Source organism: Mycolicibacter longobardus (assembly GCF_002102265.1).
Taxonomy (GTDB): domain Bacteria; phylum Actinomycetota; class Actinomycetes; order Mycobacteriales; family Mycobacteriaceae; genus Mycobacterium; species Mycobacterium longobardum.
This window is the reverse complement of record NZ_LQPG01000017.1, coordinates 209646-227353: the sequence shown is the minus strand read 5'-3', so window position 1 is coordinate 227353 and position 17708 is coordinate 209646. Positions and strand designations below refer to the sequence as shown.

The 17708-nt window shown below is 66.6% G+C and carries 18 protein-coding genes; 8 read left to right on the top strand and 10 right to left on the bottom strand.

The genetic code is table 11. The features are described from left to right. Positions 1–75 precede the first annotated feature (75 nt). Positions 76–933 carry a metal-dependent hydrolase gene (locus AWC16_RS09600; protein WP_085264502.1) on the bottom strand — a complete coding sequence of 286 codons (858 nt, stop codon included), beginning with the start codon at positions 931–933 and terminating at the stop codon, positions 76–78. Next, positions 930–1592 (bottom strand): TetR/AcrR family transcriptional regulator, encoded by a 663-nt coding sequence (locus tag AWC16_RS09595; protein ID WP_085264501.1) that lies wholly within the window; start codon positions 1590–1592, stop codon positions 930–932. The genes AWC16_RS09600 and AWC16_RS09595 overlap by 4 nt, the downstream gene beginning before the upstream one ends. 157 nt (positions 1593–1749) lie before the next feature. Between AWC16_RS09595 and AWC16_RS09590 the strand changes: the two genes are divergently transcribed. Then, the gene (locus tag AWC16_RS09590; RefSeq protein ID WP_085264574.1) at positions 1750–2088 is read left to right on the top strand and encodes a PH domain-containing protein; all 339 of its coding nucleotides are present in this window, start codon (positions 1750–1752) and stop codon (positions 2086–2088) included. Positions 2089–2148: 60 nt separating this feature from the next. Here the strand turns inward: AWC16_RS09590 and AWC16_RS09585 are convergent, their stop codons facing one another. Then, entirely contained in the window at positions 2149–2964 is an 816-nt protein-coding gene (locus AWC16_RS09585; protein WP_085264500.1) for a DoxX family membrane protein, read from the bottom strand. Positions 2965–3112: 148 nt separating this feature from the next. Here AWC16_RS09585 and AWC16_RS09580 point away from each other — a divergent pair, with 148 nt between their 5' ends. The 3 genes from AWC16_RS09580 (at position 3113) to AWC16_RS09570 (ending at position 7227) form a co-directional block, all read left to right on the top strand. Further along, complete coding sequence (locus AWC16_RS09580) at positions 3113–4234, top strand: PQQ-dependent sugar dehydrogenase (protein ID WP_085264499.1); 1122 nt, start codon at positions 3113–3115, stop codon at positions 4232–4234. A 267-nt stretch (positions 4235–4501) separates the two neighbouring features. Then, positions 4502–5494 carry an outer membrane porin GjpA gene (gjpA, locus tag AWC16_RS09575; protein ID WP_085264498.1) on the top strand — a complete coding sequence of 331 codons (993 nt, stop codon included), beginning with the start codon at positions 4502–4504 and terminating at the stop codon, positions 5492–5494. Positions 5495–6147: 653 nt separating this feature from the next. Next, on the top strand, positions 6148–7227 hold the full coding sequence (locus AWC16_RS09570) for a hypothetical protein (protein WP_085264497.1): 1080 nt from the start codon (positions 6148–6150) through the stop codon (positions 7225–7227). A gap of 24 nt (positions 7228–7251) precedes the next feature. Here the strand turns inward: AWC16_RS09570 and gatB are convergent, their stop codons facing one another. Continuing rightward, positions 7252–8754, bottom strand: coding sequence for an Asp-tRNA(Asn)/Glu-tRNA(Gln) amidotransferase subunit GatB (gene gatB / locus AWC16_RS09565; protein WP_085264573.1), 1503 nt, complete (start codon positions 8752–8754; stop codon positions 7252–7254). A 38-nt stretch (positions 8755–8792) separates the two neighbouring features. Beyond that, on the bottom strand, positions 8793–9461 hold the full coding sequence (tenA, locus tag AWC16_RS09560) for a thiaminase II (protein WP_085264496.1): 669 nt from the start codon (positions 9459–9461) through the stop codon (positions 8793–8795). A gap of 36 nt (positions 9462–9497) precedes the next feature. On the opposite strand from tenA, the gene AWC16_RS09555 reads away from it, so the two are divergent. After that, on the top strand, positions 9498–9884 hold the full coding sequence (locus AWC16_RS09555; RefSeq protein WP_085264495.1) for a DUF2237 family protein: 387 nt from the start codon (positions 9498–9500) through the stop codon (positions 9882–9884). Between the two features lie 4 nt (positions 9885–9888). On the opposite strand, the gene AWC16_RS09550 is transcribed toward AWC16_RS09555, so the two are convergent. The 4 genes from AWC16_RS09550 to gatC all read right to left on the bottom strand — a co-directional run bounded on the left by AWC16_RS09550 (position 9889) and on the right by gatC (position 13292). Further along, positions 9889–10245: a hypothetical protein gene (locus AWC16_RS09550; RefSeq protein WP_085264494.1), complete on the bottom strand. Its 357-nt coding sequence runs from the start codon at positions 10243–10245 to the stop codon at positions 9889–9891. Positions 10246–10361: 116 nt separating this feature from the next. Then, positions 10362–11393 (bottom strand): ATP-dependent 6-phosphofructokinase, encoded by a 1032-nt coding sequence (locus AWC16_RS09545; protein WP_085264493.1) that lies wholly within the window; start codon positions 11391–11393, stop codon positions 10362–10364. 121 nt (positions 11394–11514) lie between these two features. Continuing rightward, positions 11515–12996: an Asp-tRNA(Asn)/Glu-tRNA(Gln) amidotransferase subunit GatA gene (gene gatA, locus AWC16_RS09540; protein ID WP_085264492.1), complete on the bottom strand. Its 1482-nt coding sequence runs from the start codon at positions 12994–12996 to the stop codon at positions 11515–11517. Continuing rightward, positions 12993–13292 (bottom strand): Asp-tRNA(Asn)/Glu-tRNA(Gln) amidotransferase subunit GatC, encoded by a 300-nt coding sequence (gene gatC, locus AWC16_RS09535; protein WP_085264491.1) that lies wholly within the window; start codon positions 13290–13292, stop codon positions 12993–12995. Before gatC ends, gatA begins: the two co-directional genes overlap by 4 nt. Positions 13293–13486: 194 nt before the next feature. On the opposite strand from gatC, the gene AWC16_RS09530 reads away from it, so the two are divergent. After that, complete coding sequence (locus tag AWC16_RS09530) at positions 13487–14152, top strand: ACT domain-containing protein (protein WP_109561340.1); 666 nt, start codon at positions 13487–13489, stop codon at positions 14150–14152. Positions 14153–14186: 34 nt separating this feature from the next. Here AWC16_RS09530 and AWC16_RS09525 read toward each other — a convergent pair whose 3' ends face one another. After that, entirely contained in the window at positions 14187–14783 is a 597-nt protein-coding gene (locus AWC16_RS09525) for a TetR/AcrR family transcriptional regulator (protein ID WP_234812191.1), read from the bottom strand. Positions 14784–14928: 145 nt separating this feature from the next. Between AWC16_RS09525 and AWC16_RS09520 the strand changes: the two genes are divergently transcribed. Together AWC16_RS09520 and AWC16_RS09515 are read left to right on the top strand one after the other, a co-directional pair. Beyond that, a complete protein-coding gene (locus AWC16_RS09520; protein WP_085264488.1) occupies positions 14929–16530 on the top strand; it encodes a flavin-containing monooxygenase in 1602 nt (533 codons plus the stop codon). 3 nt (positions 16531–16533) lie between these two features. Beyond that, positions 16534–17679 carry a zinc-binding dehydrogenase gene (locus tag AWC16_RS09515; RefSeq protein WP_085264487.1) on the top strand — a complete coding sequence of 382 codons (1146 nt, stop codon included), beginning with the start codon at positions 16534–16536 and terminating at the stop codon, positions 17677–17679. The last annotated feature ends 29 nt before the right edge of the window (positions 17680–17708 follow it).

Sequence of the window (17708 nt, the reverse complement as noted above, 5' to 3'; positions counted from 1 at the left end):
ACGAGCATGCCGTTGTCCATAGCAGACGACGGTAGCCGCTGGACCGAGCATGCGTCAAATAACCGGCCGCAACGCTCAGTGCAGGTGGTCGGCCAACGATCCCTGTTCGCCGAACAGTGCCGAGGACCAGTACTCCAGCAGCGCGGTGTTGTCCTGGTCGTCGGGGTGGAAGCCCGGCCTCAGGTACTCGCCCAGCCGGCGGAAGACCGCACGGGTCAAGAACGGCGAATGCCGCAGTGCGGCAAAGCTGCGGAACAGGCGCACCGGGTGGTAGGCGGCCCGGTCGCCCAACAGCGAGATGATGGTGTTCGCCAAGACGGCGAGCGGGAAACTGAATCGGATGATCCGCATCGTGCGGATGCGCCGCGTCTCATCACCGCCGACCGCGCGATACACGTCGAATGCCACCGAGCGGTGCTCGGACTCCTCGATGGCGTGCCACAGCAGCATGGACCGCACCTCAGTCGTGCCCAGCAACGCCTGGCACCGCTCGTCGGCAAGCAGGGTCTCGGCAAAGACCGCGGTGAAATGTTCGAGTGCGGCAGTGATCGCAAGGCAGGTCAGCGGGGAGAAACGCCGTTCGGAGGCCTTCAGGCGGCGGTGCACAAGCCGGTCGATCCTGCGGGTCGGGTAGCCCATCTCCTGCAGGCGCTCGTTGAGCGCACGGTGCTCGCGGCCGTGCGTGACCTCCTGGCCGATGAACCCCTTGACCTGGTCCTTCAGGTCGGGGTCGGTGATCTGGTCGGCGTAGCGGCGCACCGAACGAATGAAGAAGTCCTCGCCCTCGGGGAACACCGCCGACAGGTGCGCGATCATGTGGCTCATCACCAGGTCGCCCTGAACGAAGTGGCGCTCCAGGGCGGCCACCGGGTAGTTGAACCGGATGCGACGTGGCTGTACCGCCGGATGCGCGGGCTGGTCTTTGGCGGTCATGGCTCTCTCTCGGCTCGTGGGTCTGCCTGTTGGTCGGATAAGCCGGCAACCAGCGGCCGGATCAGCATTTTGAAGGCGTCGAGGATTTCGCCGGTGGCCAGCGGCTGGTAGCCGGCGATCGACCGGGACATCGCCAGACCGTTCATCAGGGCGAATGCCATCTGCGGACCGATCCGCGAATGCGGAGTGGCGGCACCGGAGCCGTCGCCAGGGGCGAGCAGTTCGGTGTAGACCCGGTCGCAGGCCTCCGCGAACTGCCGATCGGTCTCGATGACCGCGGGCGCCAGGTCAGGGTCGGTCCGAGCGGCCACCCACAGTTCGTGCGACGCGGTGAATGTCGGCCCTGAGTACATCGACCACAGCAGATCGATCGCCTCGTCGAGCTTGTCCGTGGAGGAATCCAGTCCCGCCATCAACACCTCGAACTCTTCGATGCGGCGGTTCAGCGAGAACTCGATGGCGGCGGTGAGCAGGCCGTTCTTCGTCGGGAAATGCCCCTGCAGCGCCCCCACCGACACCCCGGCACGGCGGGCGACCTCGGTGGTCGTGGTGCCCTTGAAACCGACCTCCACCAGCGCGTCCAACGTCGCATCCAGCAGCGCATGCCGGGTCTCGGCAGTGCGCTCCGCCTGGGTTCGGCGGGGTTTGGTCGGTGGCACGTGCCCATCATGCTGCACAAAAAATAAGTCGTCAATATTTATTTTGGCCGCGACTCCACCACCCACCCATCGGCCCCGTCGGCACCAGCGGTGACATCATGCGGTGGTGGCCTCCGCATCGTCCGATCCCGCACCATTGGTGATCCGCATCTCGCCCATGGCTCACTTCGCGGTCGGATTCCTGACCCTGGGCCTGCTGGTTCCGGTGCTGACCTGGCCATTCACCGCGCCACTGTTGGTGCTGCCGGTGCTGTTGTCAGCACTGGTCTTCCGATGGCGAACCGTCGCCGACGCGCAGCAGGTCACCGTGCGGACGCTGCTCGGCAGCCGCTCGGTGGGCTGGGACGATATCGCCGGCCTGGGATTCACCCGGGGGTCGTGGGCGCGGGCGCACCTGCGCAACGGAGAGATGTTGCGGTTGCCCGCGGTGAGCTTCGCGACCCTGCCGCTGCTGACCGAGGCCAGCGGTGGCCGGGTGCCCAACCCGTATCGCTGATCGCCGTGGCCCACGACGGCGACCCGCCGAGCCCGGCTCCGCCGCGCTTGCGATCGCCGTTCAGGCGAGCGGGTTCGCCCCGTTGAGGAACACCCACATCGCCACGCCGCCGGCGATCCCGAGCAGCAACGCCAGCACCGACCCGATGAAGGGCCGCCGAGCCCACCCGCGGTCGCCGTCGAGCCCGTATCGGCCCGGGCCGACCAACACGATCGCCACCGCCACCACGATCAGCATGAGATGGAACTCGTGACCGTCCGGCAGGAAGAAGTCGAACTGTCCCCCGTTGTTGGACGAGACACCGGCGAGCACACCGTTGATGAGGTAGGCCAGCGCTCCGGCGGCAGCCAGCGGTGTGAACAGTCCGAGCACCAGCAGCAGGCCCGCGGCGATCTGGCCGCCCCCGGCCGCGTAGGTCAGGATGTCGGCGTGCTGGTAGCCGGCGTCGGCGATCGAACTCCGGAACCCGGTCAGCCCCTGACCGCCCCACCATCCGAACAGCTGGCGCAGCCCGTGGGCCACCAACAGCACCCCCAGACCCACCCGCAGGATCAGCAGCCCCAGATCCTGGGTGCCGCGCCGGTCCAGTGCCCGGAACGGCTCGTCGGCATCCGAGTCAGCGCCGATGGGCACTCCGACGCGCCCGGGACCCACCTGCGGCTCGGCGTAGGGCAGCGGGTTGTAGTCGCCCACCACGGCACGAGCACCCGTGGGGTCATACGGCGGGATGGCAGCAGTCTCGAAATCACCGGTATAGGTCGGCGATGGCATGTCGTCCTCCGGATCTACCAGACGTGCCGACTTGGGACGTCTTTTGTCTGCGTCGGCAGTCTCACCCGGCCGGCGCCAGTGTGAGCCCTCGCCATGACTGGTCACCCTGCCAGGGTAAGGGCAACCTCGGCGGGATTGGGGATTTGAACGGCTTCGTTAGCGAATCGAATCCTCCCCCGGTGCGGACGCGACCACGCGGCCGTGCGGTGGGCATCGTGGCGGAACCCGACCCGGTGTCCGTAACCTGACGGGCATGCGGATGCGCGGGGCTGTTCACCGGGTACCTGTCGTGCTGGGCGCGGCACTGCTGGTTCTGACCGGCTGCGCGCACTTCGACGACGCTCAGTCTCAGCCCTTCACCACCGTGCCGCGGCGCGGGATGGCACCCACCACGAGTCCCCCGCCACCGCCGCCGCTGCCCGCCAACCCCTTCCCCAAGCAATGCCCGGCGCCGGGGGTGATGCAGGGCTGCCTGGAGAGCACCAGCGGCCTGATCATGCACGCCGACAGCAAATCGGCACTGGTCGCCGAGCGGACCACCGGCGCGGTCAAGGAAGTCTCGCTGACCGCCGAGCCCAAGGTGAAGACCGTCATCGGCGTCGACCCGGCCGGTGACGGCGGGCTGATGGACATCGTGCTGTCGCCGACCTACACCCAGGACCGGCTGATGTACGCCTACATCAGCACTCCCTCCGACAACAGGGTGATCCGAATTGCCGACGGCGACGTTCCCAAAGACATCCTGACCGGCATCCCCAAGGGCGCGACCGGTAACACCGGCGCACTGATCTTCACCAGCCCCACCACGCTGGTGGTGCTGACCGGCGACGCGGGCAATCCGGCCGCGGCGGCGGATCCCGGATCGACGGCCGGCAAGGTGCTGCGCATCGAGCAACCGACGACCATCGGCCAGGCCGCGCCCACCACCGCCCTGAGCGGGATGGGCGCCGGCGGCGGGCTGTGCATCGACCACGTCGACGGCTCCCTCTACGTCACCGACCGGACACCGAGTGGCGACCGGCTGCAGCGCATCACCAAGGATTCCCGTGTTTCGACGGTGTGGACGTGGCCGGACAAACCGGGGGTTGCCGGGTGCGCCGCCCTGGACGGCATCGTGCTGGTCAACCTGGTCAACACCAAGCAGACGGTGGCAGTGCGACTGGCTGCCGGCACCGGTTCGGTCACCAGCGAGCCCGAGGTCATGCGCCAGGACACCCACGGCCATGTCTGGGCGGTCAAGATGTCGCCGGACGGCAACGTCTGGGGGGCGACGGTGAACAAGACCGCCGGGGACGCCGAGAAGCTCGACGACGTGGTGTTCCCGCTGTTCCCGTCCGGCGGCGGATTCCCGCGCGCCAACGACGACAAGGACTAGGCGCCCGCCGGCCACGCCGGCCCCGCGCCACGGGATTCCGGGCTCCGCTATGCCACTTCCGTCCACCCAGACGACCGCCCTTCCACTAAGTTTCTGAGAATTCTCTGTGGGTTATTTTTCCGACGCGGCGATATGCGCTGGTCAAACGCGGTAAAGACAGCCTAACTTTGCTTATGTGTGAGCGATAACTTGATTTTTCATAACCTACTTTCAAGTAATATTTCGCCGCGGTGGCAATCGTCACACTCACGTCGGACTAGGAGACCAATGCAACACCTCGCCCCCTCCCCCTGGGTCGCAGCCGGCATCGCCCTCGTCGGCGCCGGCACCATCGCGGCCACCCCGGTCGTCGCGCCGCTGCCCAGCCCGGCCGCCCTGCACTCACCCACCGTCGCGCTGACCGCCGACTTCGACCCGTTCGGCGCCTGGCAGGACGTGTTCGAGACCGCCAAGGCCAACGTGACCACACTGACGGACTCCGCGGTCCCCATGGTGGCAATGCAGCAGCTGATCGCAAACCTGGTCAACGGCACCCCAATCGATCCGCAGGCGGTGATCGGCGCTATCGCGCAGCCCGACATGGACGGCACGCTGTCGCCCTCCCCGTTGTTCCTGAGCAACGACACCCTGCAAGGACTGATCGCGATAGTGCTGCCGCAGTATCTGCCCGAGGACTTCCCCCTCCCCACTGACGAGATCACGCCGATCCTGTCCTTCCTGGCCTCACCGCTGAGCGGTGTCCTGATGGGCGCGCTCGGTCCGACCATCGCCCCCCTGGTCGCGCTGGGCAACAGCGTCACCGAGATCAGCGACGCGCTGTCCGGTGACACCGCGGACTGGTCGGCGGCTTTGCAGGCGATGGCCGACATCCCGGCCAACATGCTCGGCGGCCTCCTCAACGGGGCCACCCTCGACCTGAACGCGCTGCTGCCGATCCTCATCGAGCAGGGCCTACTGCCGGAGTCCATGGACGTCAGCGACCTGAGCTACACCTTTGGCGGACTGCTCTCGCCGGGGTTCACGGGCACCGACGTCGCAGGCTATGTCGCCGGGGTCACCGACGGCAGCACCCCGGGCTTCGGCGGCTCGATCCTGAACGGGCTGGGGCTCACCACCGGCCTCATGGGCTTCCCGCTGGTGGCCGAGGGGCATGGTATCGGCCCGATTGCCGCGTGGGAGAGCCTGCAGCAGATCATCGCCATGACGCTCGGCTGGGACGGCGTGGGCAACCCGCTGGAGGACTTGGCCGGCATGCTGTAACCCGACCCGAGCACCGACAAAGTGGCCCCCTTCGCTTGCGAAGGGGGCCACTTTCGTCGGCAGTCCGTCAGTGGGCCCTGAAACAACGCTGCGCGATCGGTTCTCACAGAAGCTTTACCGACTCCGCCCGGCCGCCTTAAATATCGCGCTTACGTTGGGTTTCAACGGATCGATAGCAGTGACATCACCGAGCACGACGTCACCGCCGCCGCCGCACCAGCCCGACCAGCGAAAGGGATGACGACACCATGTTGATCGACGTTCGGTGGCTGCAGTTCATATTCGACCGGGGCCACCAGCCGGCCCGCCAACTGCCGCAGGCCACCGCCAACTGAGGCAGCCGGGGCTACCCGCACGCGGCAAGTACCAGTTCACGCCACCCTTTGGTGGCTTTCATCACCGCGCCCGCGATGGTGCCGTCGCCGTACCTCCCGGCGACCGTTGATGCGTCTGCGCTAGACGAGCTCGACTAGTGGCCCCCTTCGGGGCCGTCCGCCATCACCGACCCGGCCGGCAGTCGTCCGGTCTGATCCGGTTTTCGCAGGCACTTTGCGCTGGCCGATACGTTGATCTCAGGTGTGACTCAGGCTACAGTCAACATCAAACGTGGTGCATATCACACTGCGTGGCCCATCGCAAGAAGAGAGACGGCCATGAAGACCAGCCCCGAGTTCTCCCCGTGGATCACCTCCGGTATCGCCGTGGCCGCCGTGGGCGCCATCGCCGTCACCCCCATCCAGGCGCCGCTGCCTGCTGCACTGTCCGGCACGCACGTCGGCGATGTGCAGCTGGCCAGTTGGGCCGACGTGATCAACACCGCGACGGCCAACTTCGAGGACATCTGGGATCACTGGTCGCCGGCCCCCGCTCCGCTGGCGACCCAGGCGCTGCTCAACCAGGCCGGTTTCCTGCAGGACCTGTTCACCGGCGCGAAGACCTTCGACGAGGTACTGGCGCTGATCGCGGCCAACCTGACCGCCGCCGGCGACGCCGCACTGGTCCCCTACATGCCGGCCGGCGCCGAGGACTTCATCTACACCTCGCTCGACACCACGCCGAGCACGATCGGCATCGACGTCTTCGGTTTCGACCTCTTCGACATACCCCTGCCGGGCAAGGCAGCCCTTCTCGACATCCTGATCAACGGGCTGCACTACGAGGTCGGGATCTGTCCGTTGTGTGTGGAGGGCACGATTCCCGTGCTGTCCCTGCTGGTGGGATCCGAGACCGCGGCCGAGATCCAGCCCTACCTCGGGTTCCTGGGATCGCCGCTGAGCGGGGTGTTGTGGGGACTCATCGGCGCCAACCTGGGCCCGCTGCTGCAGCTCAACGATGACCTCGGCCCCATCATCGCCAACCTGAGCGGCCCCACGCCGGATTGGGAGGCCGCGCTGCAGGGGCTGCTCAACATCCCGGAGAACTTCACCAACGCGCTGCTCAACGGCTACGGCGAGGTGTCCCTCGCCGAGCTGCTGTCCCTGTTCGATATCGACGTGCCGGACCTGAACACCAGCATCGACTTCTATCTGGGCGGCCTGCTCAGCCCCGGGGGTTCGCTGCTCAACGGCCTGGGTTTCAGCACCGAGCTGGGCGACTGCGGTATCGCGTGCGCAACCTTCGACGTTCCGATGACGGCCGTGGGGCCGCTGGCGTCGATGATCGGGCTGGCCCAGGCGATGGCGGAGGCGATCGGCTGGGACGGCCAGGCGTTTGACGGCCTGCCGATGATCTGAACGGCGAACCCGCGGCGTCGCGCCTCAACTGCAGGCGGCGAGTACCAGCTCACGCACCCGGGCGGGATCTGCCTGGCCCTTGGTGGCTTTCATCACCGCACCCACGATGGCGCCGGCGGCTTGTAGCTTGCCGCCCCTGATCTTTTCGGCCACATCGGGATTGGCGGCCAGCGCCTCGTCGATCGCCGCCTGGATCACCGAGTCGTCACGCACCACCACTAAGCCGCGGTCGGTCATGACCTGGGTGGGTTCACCCTCACCGGCCAGCACCCCTTCGACCACCTGCCGGGCCAGTTTGTTGGACAGCTTGCCCGAATCCACCAGCGCCACCACCTCGGCGACTTGGCCGGGTGTGATCGCCAGGGCGTCAAGTTCGATACCGGCCTCGTTGGCCTTCTGCACCAGGAAGTTTCCCCACCAGGCCCGTGCCGCCTCGCTGGACGCCCCGGCCGCCACCGTGGCCGCGACCAACTCCACCGCACCCGCGTTGACCAGGTCGCGCATCACCTCGTCGGAGACACCCCACTTCTCCTGAATCTTCTTGCGGGCCAACCACGGAAGTTCCGGAATGGTGCCGCGCAGCTCTTCGACCAGCTCCGCCGAAGGAGCCACCGGCTCCAGGTCGGGTTCGGGAAAGTAGCGGTAGTCCTCGGCGGTCTCCTTGGCCCGTCCCGGGCTGGTGTAGCCGGCCTCGTGGAAATGCCGGGTCTCCTGGACCACCCTTCCGCCGGAGGTGAGCACCGCGGCCTGCCGCCGCATCTCGTAGCTCACCGCGACCTCGACGCTCTTGAGCGAGTTGACGTTCTTGGTCTCGGTGCGGGTGCCGAATTCGGTTGCACCGGTGGGCTTCAGCGACACATTGGCATCGCAGCGCATCGACCCCTGGTCCATCCGCACATCGGAGACGTCGAGGGCCCGCAGCAGATCCCGCAGCGCGGTCACATAGGCCCGGGCGATCTGGGGGGCGCGCGCACCGGCGCCGGTGATCGGCTTGGTCACGATCTCGATCAGCGGCACCCCGGCCCGGTTGTAGTCGACCAGGGATTCGCTGGCACCCTCGATGCGGCCGGTGTCACTGCCGACGTGGGTGAGCTTGCCGGTGTCCTCCTCCATGTGGGCACGTTCGATGTCCACCCGCCAGACCGACCCGTCGTCGAGCGGCACGTCCAAATACCCGTTGAACGCGATCGGCTCGTCGTACTGGGAGATCTGGTAGTTCTTCGGCTGGTCGGGATAGAAGTAGTTCTTCCGGGCGAACCGGCACCAGGAGGCGATCTCGCAGTTGAGCGCCAACCCGATCCGGATCGCCGATTCGACCGCGGGGCCGTTGAGCACCGGCAGTGAACCGGGCAACCCCAGGCACACCGGGCAGACCTGGGTGTTGGGCTCGGCACCGAAGGCCGTCGAACATCCGCAGAACATCTTGGTGGCCGTAGACAGCTCGACGTGCACTTCCAGGCCCAGAACCGGGTCGAAGCGGGCGACGACGTCGTCGTAGTCGAGCAGTTCGGCGACAGCAGCGGTCATGGGAGGAAAGTCTAGGTGACCACCGTTGCCGGGCTCGGTCACACCGGCCAGTCTTCCAACCGGTAGGCGGCGTCGAAGAACATCCACTCATAGCGCGCGGAAGTGTGAAAACGCCGGCGCATCAGCTCCCACTCCGCCGCCGACGCGTGCGCGCCGAGCCGGTCGGTGACCGTGAGCACCGCCTCAACCACCGCCTGGTACTCCTGACCGGCATAGGTGTCGATCCAGCGCTGGAACAACGGCTCCGGCGAGCCGTGCCGCTGCAGGTGTTCGCCCACCCGGGCGTAGATCCAGTAACAGGGCAGCACCGCGGCGACGGCTTCGGCGTAGGAACCAGATGCGGTGGCGGCCAGCAGGTAACTGGCGTAGGCCTGGGTGGTCGGAGTGACCGGCAACGCCGCGACCTGCTCGGCGCCCAGCCCCAGCTCCGCGAGCAGCCCCGCGTGCAGTTCGGCTTCGGCGGCGATGGCCACGCCGACGTGTTCGGCGAACATCATCAGCTCCGATTCGACCGGCGCCTTGGCCGCGCAGCCGGCCAGTGCCCGCGCATACGCCCGCAGGTAGTGGCCGTCCTGCACGATGTAATGGCGAAATCGGTCCTGCCCCAAGGACCCGTCGGTCAGCCCGGTGACGAACGGGTGCTCACAGATCTGCCGGTAGATCTGCGAGATATCCGCCCACAACAGCTCACGAGTCCGCTCGGCCATACCTCACGGTAGGTGACGCCGCTCTAAACTGACGCCGTGCCCGACCGCAACGTACTGGGTGGCCCGCTGGAACCGTGCGGCAGCGACCCGATCACCGGTTTCTATCGCGACGGCTGCTGTTCCTCGGGGCCGGAGGACATCGGACTGCACACCATCTGCGCGGTCGTCACCGGTGAATTCCTTGAGCACCAGCGCTCCATCGGCAACGACCTGTCCACTCCGATGCCGGCCTATCGATTCCCGGGCCTGGTGCCCGGCGACCGCTGGTGCGTCACCGCGCTGAACTGGCTGCGGGCACACCGCGACGGTTGCGCCGCGCCGGTGGTGTTGGCCTCCACCCACGAACGCACCCTGGAGGTGGTGAGCCTGGAGGTGCTGGCGGACTACGCCGTGGACGTGCCCGACGACCCGAGTGAATTGTGAACGGCTACAACCCGAGCATGCCGCCGATAGCGCCCAGGCCGCTGTTGGACTGCTGACGGCGCTTCATGTACACGACGAACTCCTGGACCAGCGGGCCCTGTTCGGGACAGTCGGCCATCACCGACCCGGCCAGCAGTCGTCCGGTCTGATCCTCGGGCAGACTGCTGGTCGCCAGGATGTGGTCGATCGAGTGCTTGACTCCCGCCATGTTCGGCTGGTCGCGCATGAACGCGCAGACTTCGCCGCCGTGATCGGCGACGTAATCGCCTATCACGTCACCACTTCCGTGGGCCGGTACGGAGAGGACAAGTCCCATCGGCAGACCGCATACCACGGCGGCCGACCACGCCAGCTTTCTCATACCCACCCCCCAAGCCTTCGTTCATCGGGCAATACGAGCCACAGCCCACTGAATATGCGTAGACACGCATCCACCATTGTGCGGGTATTTCTCGCAGTTGTCACACTGGACGCGAGCTAGCCGAAGAAGGCCGCCGCATCGTCGTAGCGGCTCTGCGGCACCACTTTGAGCTGACGCACCGCATCGGCCAAGGCCACCCTGCCGATCTCCTGGCCGCGCAGCGACACCATCGTTCCGTACTCACCGGCGTGGGCGGCGTCGGCGGCGTTGACGCCGAACCGGGTGGCCAGCACCCGGTCGTAGGCGGTCGGGGTGCCACCGCGCTGCACGTGCCCCAGCACGGTGGTGCGGACTTCCTTCTTGACGCGCCGTTCGATCTCGACCGCCAGTTGGGCGGCGACACCGGTGAACCGCTCGTGGCCGAACTCATCGACGCCGCCGGCGCGCAATTCCATCGACCCGGCAGCGGGTTTGGCCCCTTCGGCGACGACGCAGATGAAATGTGACGACCCGTGCTGGAATCGTTGCTTGACCAGTCGGCACACCTCTTCGACGTCGAACGGTTGCTCGGGGATCAGCGTCATGTGCGCACCGGTGGCCAGGCCGGCGTTCAGCGCGATCCACCCGGCGTGCCGGCCCATCACCTCGACCAGCATCACCCGCTGATGGGACTCGGCGGTGGAATGCAGCCGATCGATGGCGTCGGTGGCGACCTGCAGCGCGGTGTCGTGGCCGAAAGTGACGTCGGTGCAGTCGATGTCGTTGTCGATGGTCTTAGGCACCCCGACCACCGGGACGCTCTCCTGCGACAGCCAGTGCGCCGCGGTCAAGGTGCCCTCACCGCCGATGGGGATGAGCACGTCGATGCCGTTGTCGTCGAGGGTGGCCTTCACCTGATCCAGGCCGGCGCGCAGCTTGTCCGGATTCACCCGGGCGGTGCCGAGCATGGTGCCGCCTTTGCCCAGCAGCCGGTCATTGCGGTCGTCGTTGGCCAATTGGATGCGGCGATTCTCCAGCAGACCCCGCCAGCCGTCCTGGAACCCGACCACTGTGGAGCCGTAGCGTGAGTCGCAGGTGCGCACTACCGCCCTGATCACCGCGTTCAGGCCGGGACAGTCACCGCCACCGGTGAGCACTCCAATCCGCATGGCCCCATCTTGCCTGGTGGGTCGCGTTCCCACGGCGAGCAGACGCAGAATCGCACGAAAAGTAGCGGTCGAATGCGATTCTGCTGGGGGTACCTCCCGCTTGCGGGGGACTGCTCGGCGATCAAACCGGTGTCGGCAGCGCCCCGCGGGCGGTCTCGTAGGCCGCGCCCACCCGGTAGAGCCGGTCGTCGGCCAGCGCGGGCGCCATGATCTGCAGGCCCACCGGAAGCCCGTCGTCGCCGGACAGCCCGGACGGCACCGACATGCCGCAGTGCCCGGCCAGGTTCAGCGGCAGCGTGCACAGGTCGAACAGGTACATCGCCAGCGGGTCGTCGACCTTCTCCCCCAGCCGGAACGCCGTGGTGGGTGTCGTCGGCGAGATCAGCACGTCGACGGACTCATACGCCTTGTCCAGGTCACGGGCGATCAGGGTGCGGACCTTCTGCGCCTGGTTGTAGTAGGCGTCGTAGTAGCCGGCCGACAGCGCGTAGGTGCCGAGCATGATGCGGCGCTTGACCTCCGGTCCGAAGCCGGCCGCGCGGGTCAGCGCCATAACCTCTTCGGCGCTGTGGGTGCCGTCGTCACCGACGCGCAGCCCGAAGCGCATCGCGTCGAAGCGGGCCAGGTTGGACGAGACCTCCGACGGCAGGATCAGGTAGTAGGCGGACAGCGAATAGTCGAAGTGCGGGCAGTCCACCTCGGAGATCTGCGCGCCCAGCGCGGTGAGCTGCTCGACGGCGGCGTTGAACGACGCCAGCACGCCGGGCTGGTAGCCCTCACCGCTGTGCAGCTGGCGCACCACGCCGATCCGTACCCCCGACAGATCACCGGTGGCCCCGGCACGAGCGGCACCGACGACGTCGGCCACCGGAGCGTCGACCGAGGTGGAGTCGCGCGGGTCGTGCCCGGCGATCACCGAGTGCAGCAGCGCGGTGTCGGCCACGGTGCGCGCGCACGGCCCGCCCTGGTCCAGCGACGACGCACACGCCACCAGCCCGTAACGGCTCACGGTGCCGTAGGTGGGTTTGACGCCGACGGTGGCGGTCAGCGCGGCGGGCTGGCGGATCGAGCCGCCGGTGTCGGTGCCGATGGCCAGCGGCGCCTGGAAGGCCGCCAGCGCCGCGGCGCTCCCACCGCCGGACCCGCCGGGCACCCGCTCGACATCCCACGGGTTGCGGGTCGGGCCGTAGGCGGAGTTCTCCGTGGAGGAGCCCATCGCGAACTCATCCATGTTGGTCTTGCCCAGGATCGGGATGCCGGCGGCACGCAGCCGCGCGGTGACGGTCGCGTCATAGGGTGCCCGCCAGCCTTCCAGGATCTTCGATCCGCAGGTGGTGGGCGCATCGACGGTGGTGAACACGTCCTTGAGGGCCAGCGGCACCCCGGTCAGCGCCGACGGCGCCGCACCGGCCGCGATGGCCTGGTCGGCGGCCTCGGCAGCGGCCAGCGCCTGGTCGGCGCCGACGTGCAGGAACGCCCCGTACCGGTCGTCGGTGGCCTCGATCTGGTCGAGGTGGGCGCGGGTGACCTCGACCGAGGACACCTCGCGAGCGGCGATGCGGGCCGCCAGGGTGGCCGCATCGGAACGGATCAACTCACTCACTGGCTCTCCCCCAGGATCTGCGGGACCGCGAAGCGGTTCTCGGCGGTGCGCGGCGCGGCGGCCAAGGCCTCGGCCTGGGTCAGGCCCGGGACGATCTCGTCGGGCCGGGTGACGTTGACGTCCTTGAGCGGGTTGTCGGTCGCCTCGACGCCGGTGACGTCGACAGCCTGGATGGTGCTGACATGGGTCAGGATCGCGTCGAGCTGGCCGGCGAAGCTGTCCAACTCGGCATCGGTCAGCGCCAGCCGGGCCAGCCGGGCCAGGTGGGCTACGTCGTCACGGGAGATCTGGGACACGACTGGCAAGCCTAGCGTCGGTCGCAAGCGCGGCGAAGCCGGGCGCTGGGGGCACCTCCCGCTTGCGGGGGACGGGCCGGCACCATCGGATCAGTCGCCCACCCGCGCCGAGCGTGAAGCCAGCATCACGTGCAGCGGCGGACGTGAAGCCAATGTCACATTCGGCAGCCGAGCAGGCTGTGGGAAAGTTGCCCATGCCTTCCTATCTGCTGCGCGTCGAGCTCGAAGACCGCCCCGGCAGCCTCGGCTCGCTGGCGGTGGCCCTGGGCTCGGTGCGGGCTGACATCTTGTCGCTGGACGTCGTGGAGCGCGGAAACGGCTCAGCGGTCGACGACCTGGTGGTCGAGCTGCCGCACGGAGCGATGCCCGACGTGCTGATCACCGCCGCCGAACGACTCACCGGTGTGCAGGTGCACAGTGTCCGCCCACACACCGGCCTGCTGGACGCCCACCGCGAACTCGAACTCATCGATCACGTCGCGGCGGCCGGTGACCGCAGCGCCAAACTGCAGAAGCTGTCCGACGAAGCGCCCCGGGTACTGCGCGTCAGCTGGTGCGCGGTGCTGCGCGCCGAGGGGTCGGCCGGTGGGTCCCGCCAGCTCGCCGGCAGCCCGGGCACTCCGGAGACCGAGATCGGCGCGGTGCCGTGGCTGCCCATCGAACGCCCCACCGCGCTGGACAACACCGCCGACTGGGTGCCGCCGGTGTGGCACGACATGGACGTCGCACTGGCCGCCGCGCCACTCGGCGACCCGCGCACCGCGATCGTGCTGGGCCGCACCGGAGGGCCGGCGTTCCTGCCCGCCGAGGTGGTGCGGCTGGGCTACCTGGCCGGGATCGTGGCGACGCTGCTGCGCTAATTCACCTGCGGCACGTCGTCCGCCACAACCCAGTTCACTCGGTGTCGTGCGTGGGGGCCATCAACGCCTTGTGCAGGACGAGTCGGGTCTGCGCAATCGCGTCGTGGGGCGGGACGCCGCCGCGGGCAATCAACGTTGCAGCGCCAAGAATCTGGACGCCGAAGGTGGTTGCCGCGACAATGGGCGATATCCGCTGGTCGACCTCACCGGCGCGCTGGGCCCGGTGAATGGCGGCGGCGAGCACCTCGACGGACTGTGCCTCGGCGACCAGTCGGCTGGGGTCGGCGATCGGAGCCAGGATCAAAACTCGGTAGCGACTGGCGACTTCGATCGTTGGCCCGACCAGCTCAATGAGGCTCGGCAACACTGGGGCTGATTTCGGCAACGAGAGATAAAGCTCGCGCATCTTCGTGACGGCGGCTTCGTGAATCGCGGCCACGAGTTGCTCGCGGCTCGGGAAATGTCGGTACAGGGTTCCTCGGTTGAGCTCGGCGGCGTCGGCGATCTCCTGCATCGACGCGTTCGGGTCTCCGGCGAGCACTTCCGTTGCCGCCTCGATAATTCGCAGTCGGTTCTCGATCACATCCGATCGCATCCGAGCCGTCTCGACGGACGATCCCCCACGCGGCATGGTTGACAGCGTAATCGATGCGTGCCAAACTCCCCCAACGGAGAAATGCAACACTATGTTGCACTTTAGCGTCCTGGGGTTCCCGCGCGCCGGTCGTACGCCAGTTCGTCGGGAACCCATTCCCTGGCCGAAGAGCGAGGAGACCATGGCCACAAGCGATCACGCCGTTTCAGCCCCAGCCAGTGGCGCCGACGGCGCCTGGCCGGAACAGATCGGTGTCCCCGACCACGAGATTGTGATCATTGGCGCAGGGTTCTCCGGCATCGGTTCGGCGATCAAGCTCATCGATGGGGGGTTCGATGATTTTGTGATCGTCGACGACGGGGACGGCGTAGGCGGCACCTGGCATTGGAATAGGTACCCGGGGGTAGCCGTCGACATCCCGTCGTACAGCTATCAGTTCTCGTTTGAGAAGCGGGCCACCTGGTCGCGCACCTACGCCAATGGGGCAGAACTGGAGGACTACGCCAACCACTGCGTGGACAAGTACGGCCTTCGGAGCAAGCTTCGGCTGAGCACGAGTGTGAAGTCGGCTCGGTTTGACGAAGCCCATTCGCTCTGGCGGCTGATCACCGAGTGTCACGGAGAAATCAGCGCGCGTTTTGTGATCAACGCGTCCGGCGCCTTGACAACACCCAAGATGCCTGACATCGAAGGCATTGAACTATTCGCTGGAACTGTTATTCATAGCGCCCGCTGGAACCAGTCAGTCGACTATTCAAACGCACGTGTCGGGATTATCGGAACGGGCGCCTCCGCAGTCCAGATCATCCCAGCTATTGCCGCTCGAACCCAAAGTCTTACCGTATTTCAACGCACCCCGATCTGGTGCATGCCAAAGCTTGACCTCGAAATTCCACAAAATATCCAGAGCTTGATCGCAAGAGTCCCCGCGCTGGAACTTGCGCTGCGTATCGCAAGTCAGATATTTGTCGAGATCACGTTCCCTATCGTGGCCCATTATCATAAATTTTTCCCGGTGGGGAAGCTTGCCCAGAAGCAGGCGAAAATCTATCTTTACAGTCAGGTGAAGGACCCCGTACTTCGTGAAAAACTGCTGCCGAAGTACACGCTGGGCTGCAAGCGCCCGAGTTTTCACAACAGCTACTACTCGGCGTACAACAGAGCAAATGTGCGTTTAGAGACCAATGCGATCCACCGCATTGATGAGCGTGGCGTCATCACGGCCGATGGAACAACACACGAACTTGACGTACTGATTCTGGCCACGGGATTCAAAATCACGGACCCCGATGCGAATCCTACCTACGAGCTGATCGGCAACTCCGGACGACGGTTGGCCCAGTGGTGGGATGCGAACAGACTGCAGGCCTACGAGGGAGTAAGCGTTCCCGGGTTCCCCAACCACTTCTCCGTGTATGGACCCTATGGATATAACGGCTCTTCGTACTTCAACCTCATCGAGGCCCAGACCACGCATATAGTGCGCTGCCTAACTTATGCCCGCGAGACTCGCAGCAACTTTGTCGAGGTCAAAGCCGAAGCTAACACCCGCTTCTTCAAAGAAATGCTGTCCCGCCGGTACCGTCAAATCTTTTGGCAGGAGGGGTGCGGGGCGTCTAACAGCTACTACTTTGACAAGCACGGCGATGTCCCCATCCGGCCCACCACGACATGGAATACTGCGCGGCGCGCAAAGAGATTCCCGCTGGAGGACTACATATTCGCCGCCGCCCACGCGTCGACTACTTCGACGGACATCCAGCAACCGAGACAGGCTAGATAGGTCGTGAAAGCAGTTGTCTGCCAGAATGGCACATTGGCGGTTGCAGAGCTTCCGGTGCCGCGGCCCGGCCGCGGCCAAGTCCGACTGAAAGTGCTTCGCTGCGGAATATGCGGTTCTGACCTGCATGCGCGGCACCACAGCGACGAGCTCGCCGACGTGGCCGCGGACATGGGATACCTGCAGGCGATGCGCTCGACCGATCGCACAGTATTCGGGCATGAGTTCTGCGGCGAGATCCTCGAATACGGCCCGCACTGCAAGAAGCGGACCCCCATCGGCGGCCGAGTTGTCGCGTTTCCCTTGCGGCGAGAGGGCGAGGGAATCCACCCGATCGGACTTTCGGCCTCGGCACCTGGCGCCTACGCCGAGGAGGTAGTCGTTGAAGAGTCTCTGGTCGTACCCGTCCCCGACGCCCTCAACACCGATATCGCCGCCATGACCGAGCCCATGGCGGTGGGCCTCCATGCGGTGCGACGGTCGAAGATCGGTCGAAGACAGACTGCGGTCGTAGTTGGCGCCGGCCCCATCGGGCTCGCGGTGGTGCTGATGCTCAAGGCGCATGGCGTTCGAACGGTGATTGCCAGCGACTTCAGCCCGGCACGACGCGCGTTGGCGAGCAGGTGCGGGGCCGATATCGTCATCGACCCGTCGACCGCATCGCCAATGGAGCATCTGCAACAACGGCGCGGATACTTCACCAGCGCGGTCGCGGCGATGCGCCTGCTGCTGCGCGCAACCGAAGCTGCGAACACCCTCCCTATCCCGCTGTGGCAAGCGTGGAGAGCGCTCGAATCGATCGGGGTCGGTCCCAAAGCCCCGGTCATATTTGAATGTGTCGGGGTCCCCGGCGTGCTGAACTCGGTGATCACCACCGCGCCGATGATGTCGCGCGTCGTCGTTGCCGGCGTATGCATGGGCGAGGACCGGGTTCGGCTCGCGATGGCGATCAACAAGGAACTCGATATCCGGTTCGTCCTGGGATACACACCGGTCGAGTTCCGCCGGACATTGAGGATGCTCGCGAAAGGCAAAGTGGACCCGACGCCGTTGATCACCTCCACCGTTTCCCTGGCCGAGGTCGACGCGGCGTTCGAGGCCCTGGCCACTCCCGATGAGCACGCGAAGATCCTCATCGACCCCACTTCGTGAGCGACTTCTGCGCCGGTGACCGCCTCGTG

What these genes read in the sequence shown, in the direction of transcription:
- AWC16_RS09550 (WP_085264494.1), bottom strand. Translation starts at nt 10,245, where the DNA reads ATGAGAAAGCTGGCGTGGTCGGCCGCCGTGGTATGCGGTCTGCCGATG.
- AWC16_RS09520 (WP_085264488.1), top strand. Translation starts at nt 14,929, where the DNA reads ATGGCCACAAGCGATCACGCCGTTTCAGCCCCAGCCAGTGGCGCCGAC.
- AWC16_RS09545 (WP_085264493.1), bottom strand. Translation starts at nt 11,393, where the DNA reads ATGCGGATTGGAGTGCTCACCGGTGGCGGTGACTGTCCCGGCCTGAAC.
- tenA (WP_085264496.1), bottom strand. Translation starts at nt 9,461, where the DNA reads ATGGCCGAGCGGACTCGTGAGCTGTTGTGGGCGGATATCTCGCAGATC.
- gjpA (WP_085264498.1), top strand. Translation starts at nt 4,502, where the DNA reads ATGCAACACCTCGCCCCCTCCCCCTGGGTCGCAGCCGGCATCGCCCTC.
- AWC16_RS09600 (WP_085264502.1), bottom strand. Translation starts at nt 933, where the DNA reads ATGACCGCCAAAGACCAGCCCGCGCATCCGGCGGTACAGCCACGTCGC.
- AWC16_RS09590 (WP_085264574.1), top strand. Translation starts at nt 1,750, where the DNA reads ATGGCTCACTTCGCGGTCGGATTCCTGACCCTGGGCCTGCTGGTTCCG.
- gatB (WP_085264573.1), bottom strand. Translation starts at nt 8,754, where the DNA reads ATGACCGCTGCTGTCGCCGAACTGCTCGACTACGACGACGTCGTCGCC.
- AWC16_RS09530 (WP_109561340.1), top strand. Translation starts at nt 13,487, where the DNA reads ATGCCTTCCTATCTGCTGCGCGTCGAGCTCGAAGACCGCCCCGGCAGC.
- AWC16_RS09570 (WP_085264497.1), top strand. Translation starts at nt 6,148, where the DNA reads ATGAAGACCAGCCCCGAGTTCTCCCCGTGGATCACCTCCGGTATCGCC.
- AWC16_RS09525 (WP_234812191.1), bottom strand. Translation starts at nt 14,783, where the DNA reads ATGCCGCGTGGGGGATCGTCCGTCGAGACGGCTCGGATGCGATCGGAT.
- AWC16_RS09580 (WP_085264499.1), top strand. Translation starts at nt 3,113, where the DNA reads ATGCGGATGCGCGGGGCTGTTCACCGGGTACCTGTCGTGCTGGGCGCG.